Here is a 4818-nt window from a genome sequence, read left to right on the forward strand (position 1 = left end):
CATCGGTGCCGCGCTGCGTGCGGCACCACCTCCCCCCTCACCGGGACCCGACGGGCACCCGCTGCCGCGGCCGAAGCTGTCCCCTGCGCAGCGGGCGGGTGTCATCGCCGGGATCTGCGTGGTGGCCGCCGCCATCGTCGTGCTGCTGCTGATCGCCGCCGGCGCGTCTCAGCAGATCCGTGCCCTGGTGGTCGGGCCCACCTGCAACGCCACCCACCCCGGGTTGCTGGCCCAAACCGTGCCGGCCGCGCCTTGACACCCGCGCCGGGATCGTCGACGGGAACACCTCGGCTTACCCTGGTGTTCTAACAGCGCGGTTGTTTGGACTCTCGCCGCAGGCAGAAAGGCTCTCATGACCTCACCCACCGTCCATGACGTCATCGTCATCGGTTCCGGTCCGGCCGGCTACACCGCGGCCGTGTATGCAGCCCGTGCCCAGCTCGAACCGGTCGTGTTCGAGGGCACCCAGTTCGGTGGCGCGCTGATGACCACCACCGAGGTGGAGAACTATCCCGGATTCCGTGACGGCATCACCGGACCCGAGTTGATGGACCAGATGCGGGAGCAGGCGCTGCGCTTCGGCGCGGACCTGCGCATGGAGGACGTCGACTCCGTCGATCTGTCCGGGCCGGTCAAGACCGTCACCGTCGGCGACGAGGTCCACCAGGCGCGCGCGGTGATCCTCGCCATGGGTGCTGCCGCCCGCCAGCTCGGCGTGCCCGGGGAGGCCGAGATGCTCGGCATGGGTGTGAGCACCTGCGCCACCTGTGACGGCTTCTTCTTCCGGGACCAGGACATCGCGGTCGTCGGTGGTGGTGACTCGGCGATGGAGGAAGCGACCTTCTTGACCCGCTTCGCCCGCAGCGTGACGCTGATCCACCGGCGCGAGGAGTTCCGGGCGTCGAAGATCATGCTCGAACGGGCGCAGACGAACGAGAAGATCCGCTTCCTGACCAACACCGATGTGACGTCCATCGTGGGTGACCCCAAGGTGACCGGGATCCGGTTGCGCAATTCGGTCACCGGCGAGGAGTCCGAGCTCGCCGTCACGGGCGTGTTCGTGGCCATCGGCCACGACCCCCGTTCAGAGCTGGTGCGTGGCCAGGTGGACCTCGACGATGCGGGCTACGTCGCGGTACAGGGCCGCACGACCTACACCTCGGTCGAAGGCGTCTTCGCCTCAGGCGATCTCGTCGACCACACCTACCGGCAGGCCATCACAGCGGCCGGAAGTGGTTGCGCCGCCTCTATCGACGCGGAACGCTGGCTCGCCGAACACGCGGACCCGGGCGAGAGAACTTCCACCACAACGGAAGACACTGACCTGATAGGAGCACAGCAATGAGCGATTCCGGATCCGCTGGAAAGTCCACCGTGGCGGTGACCGACGATTCGTTCTCCCAGGATGTGCTGTCGAGCAGCACGCCGGTGCTGGTGGACTTCTGGGCCACCTGGTGCGGCCCGTGCAAGATGGTCGCCCCGGTGCTCGAGGAGATCGCCGCCGAGAAGGCCGGTACGTTGACCGTCGCCAAGCTCGACGTCGACGAGAATCCGGCGACCGCCCGGGACTTCCAGGTGGTGTCGATTCCGACGATGATCCTGTTCAAGGACGGTGCACCGGTCAAGCGCATCGTCGGCGCCAAGGGCAAGGCCGCGTTGCTGCGGGAGCTCTCAGAAAATCTCTGACATGGTCTGACGCCGCATTTCGCGGCGCTGACACCAGCCTGGGGTTTTCCCGATTCCCCATCGTGTCTGAGAGAATGCTGCCTATGTCGAGTGTGCGTCGCGGTGACCGCGGAAGTGCGGTCACCGAGATCCGGGCCGCGTTGGCCGCGCTGGGCATGATCGACAACCCGGACGAGGACCTGACCACCGGCAGACATGTGGCGCTGGACATGTTCGACGGTGAGCTCGACCACGCCGTGCGCGCATTCCAGCAGCACCGCGGTCTGCTGGTCGATGGTGTTGTCGGCGAGGCCACCTACCGGGCACTCAAGGAAGCCTCCTACCGACTGGGTGCCCGCACGCTCAACCACCAGTTCGGCGCACCGATGTACGGCGACGACGTCGCCACGTTGCAGGCGCGACTTCAGGATCTGGGCTTCTACACCAATCTCGTCGACGGCCATTTCGGCATGCAGACCCACAACGCACTGTCGTCCTATCAGCGGGAGTACGGCCTGTATCCGGACGGCATCTGCGGTCCGGAAACGTTGCGCTCCTTGTATTTTCTCGGATCCCGTGTCACCGGCGGCTCCCCCCACGCGATCCGCGAGGAGGAATTGGTCCGCAGTTCCGGCCCGCGACTTTCCGGCAAGCGGATCATCATCGACCCGGGCCGCGGTGGCGGCGATCACGGCCTGATCATGAATGGTGACGCCGGCCCGATCAGCGAGGCGGACCTCTTGTGGGACTTGGCGAGTCGGCTTGAAGGGCGCATGACGGCGATCGGCATGGAGACGTTCCTGTCCCGCCCGGCCAACCGCTCGCCGTCGGACGCCGAGCGCGCGGCGACCGCCAATTCCGTTGGCGCCGACCTGATGATCAGCCTGCGCTGCGCGACCCACCCCACACCGTCCGCTGACGGTGTCGCGTCGTTCCATTTCGGGAACTCGCACGGGTCGGTGTCCACCATCGGGCGCAACCTGGCCGACTTCATCCAGCGAGAAGTAGTGGCGCGCACCGGATTGCAGGACTGCCGCGTGCACGGCCGGACCTGGGACCTACTTCGACTGACCCGGATGCCGACCGTTCAGGTCGACGTCGGCTACCTCACCAACCCGAAGGACCGCGCCACGCTGCTGTCCTCGGCTTCCCGCGACTCGATCGCCGAGGGCATGCTCGCCGCGGTCAAACGGTTGTATCTGCTGGGCAAGAACGATCGGCCCACCGGCACTTTCACTTTCGCCGAACTCCTGGCCCACGAGCTCTCCGTCGAGCAGGCCCGCCAGGCCTAACTGCAGGGGTTCGCCCCGGCACCCACCGGCTGCTCGAGCTGGGCGCTCTGCAACAACCGTTCCAGTGCCGCCTCGACGTCGGCCTTCCAGCCGAGCCCCTGTTCGAGTTCGAGGCGAAGCCGCGGGAAGTAGGTGTGGTGCGAGACGACGACGAAGCCGACGTCGAGCAGCAAATCGGTGTCCAGCACGCACTGATCCACCGAGCAGTCACCGAGTGCTTCGAGCACGGGCACGACATCGCCGGGCACCCGATCCGGATCGGACAACTCCGACACCTCCGGCGACCGACCGAACGCCTCTAGAGCGCGCACCCCGCGCCGGACCAGATCGGCGACAACCGCGGCGATCAGAGTCCTCGCCAGGTCTTCGTTGCCCTGACCGGACTCGATGCCGATGGTGGTCAGCAGAACCGCGTCGGGACTCACCGGTCCGGTAGGGAACCGGCTTGCCCGCGGCACCGTCCGCGGCGGGGCGTAGAAGGCGTATCCGAGACAGGGGTCGTCGGTCGATTCGAGCGTCGGATCGGCGACCTGATCCACGTCGCGACACTGCACCGCCAACTGCCCGCACGACCCCCACTCCAGCATGACCATGGACAGCCACGCTTCCTTCTCGAACTCGGGGTCGGCGAGATGGTCGTCGTTGCCCACCGTCGGTGGGTCGACCTCCCAGTACACGCAGCGTCGGGCGTGCTTGGGCAACTGCTCGAACGCTTCGAGCCGGAGGGGCGTGATTCGCGCGGCCACTACACTCCCGAGGTTTCACGCCGTCGGAAAACGAACGGCGGCCTCTCCAGAATAGAAGGCGGCGGCCCGGCAGGACCACCCTGCCTGCCGAAAGCTCGCGAAATTCCGCAGTTAATCGAATTCACCTGGGGCACAGCATGTTTCCCGTGACCGCGGGGCGGAACCACCCCGCGGTCGCGAGCAGTGTCACAGTGACGTAATTCGCCGGTATGACCGGTCACGGCGACGACGAGTTCATGAGGTCCACAATTCGTTGCAGATCGTCCACCGACCCGAATTCCACCACGATCTTGCCCTTTCGCTTGCCCAGGCTCACCGTCACCCGAGTATCGAAGGCGCTGGACAACTGCTCGGCGACATCTTGAAGTCCGGGCATCTGGATCGGCTTGCGCCGGGGCGTCGACGGCGTTGCGCCGCCGTCCCGCTTGGCCAGCGTCACAGCCTCTTCGGTAGCACGCACCGACAACCCCTCGGCCACGATCCGGGCGGCGAGTTCCTCCTGCAATTCCGGGCCGCCCTCGAGCGCCAGCAGCGCCCGGGCGTGACCGGCGGACAGCACGCCGGCGGCAACCCGGCGCTGCACCGCGATCGGAAGACGGAGCAAGCGGATCATGTTGGTGATCAGCGGACGCGACCGGCCGATGCGGGTGGCGAGTTCGTCGTGGGTGACGTCGAACTCCTCGAGCAACTGCTGATACGCCGCCGCCTCTTCCAACGGGTTCAGCTGCGCCCGGTGGATGTTCTCCAACAGGGCGTCGCGCAACATGCTCTCGTCAGCGGTCTCCCGGACGATCGCGGGGATGGTCGCCACTCCCGCCTGTTGGGCGGCCCGCCACCGCCGCTCCCCCATGACGAGTTGGTAGCGGGAGGGACTCGCGCCATCGCTGTCGGGTACCGCCCGCACCACGATCGGCTGCATCAGACCGAACTCGCGGATGGAGTGCACCAGTTCGGCGAGTGCTTCCTCGTCGAACACCTGCCGCGGCTGCCGCGGGTTCGGATCGATCCTGGAGGGTTCGATCTCCCGGTACACGGCACCGACTGGATTGTCTTCCGGTGGGGTCACCGCCGCGGGCGCCCCGCCGAACATCGCGTCGGCCGCCGCGGCGCCCATC

The 4818-nt window shown here is 67.0% G+C and carries 5 protein-coding genes and 1 pseudogene; 4 read left to right on the plus strand and 2 right to left on the minus strand.

Annotation, left to right across the window (positions count from 1 at the left end; genetic code table 11):
* From WA965_RS06185 to WA965_RS06200, 4 genes and pseudogenes are all read left to right on the plus strand, one after another.
* Positions 1–256 (plus strand): annotated as a pseudogene (locus WA965_RS06185) (hypothetical protein); the annotation flags it as partial.
* Positions 257–352: 96 nt separating this feature from the next.
* Positions 353–1345, plus strand: a complete 993-nt coding sequence (gene trxB, locus WA965_RS06190) for a thioredoxin-disulfide reductase (RefSeq protein ID WP_526294761.1) — start codon at positions 353–355, stop codon at positions 1343–1345.
* Positions 1342–1686 carry a thioredoxin gene (gene trxA / locus WA965_RS06195; RefSeq protein ID WP_526294763.1) on the plus strand — a complete coding sequence of 115 codons (345 nt, stop codon included), beginning with the start codon at positions 1342–1344 and terminating at the stop codon, positions 1684–1686. The genes trxB and trxA overlap by 4 nt, the downstream gene beginning before the upstream one ends.
* 83 nt (positions 1687–1769) lie before the next feature.
* Positions 1770–2957 (plus strand): N-acetylmuramoyl-L-alanine amidase, encoded by a 1188-nt coding sequence (locus tag WA965_RS06200; RefSeq protein ID WP_526294765.1) that lies wholly within the window; start codon positions 1770–1772, stop codon positions 2955–2957.
* Here the strand turns inward: WA965_RS06200 and WA965_RS06205 are convergent.
* The gene (locus WA965_RS06205) at positions 2954–3703 is read right to left on the minus strand and encodes an acetyltransferase (RefSeq protein WP_526294767.1); all 750 of its coding nucleotides are present in this window, start codon (positions 3701–3703) and stop codon (positions 2954–2956) included. The two genes, WA965_RS06200 and WA965_RS06205, sit on opposite strands and share 4 nt — an antisense overlap.
* A gap of 217 nt (positions 3704–3920) precedes the next feature.
* A partial coding sequence (locus WA965_RS06210) for a ParB/RepB/Spo0J family partition protein (RefSeq protein WP_526447239.1) occupies positions 3921–4818 on the minus strand: 898 nt, incomplete at its 5' end.

This window comes from Mycobacterium sp. (assembly GCF_049683935.1).
Taxonomy (GTDB): Bacteria; Actinomycetota; Actinomycetes; order Mycobacteriales; family Mycobacteriaceae; genus Mycobacterium.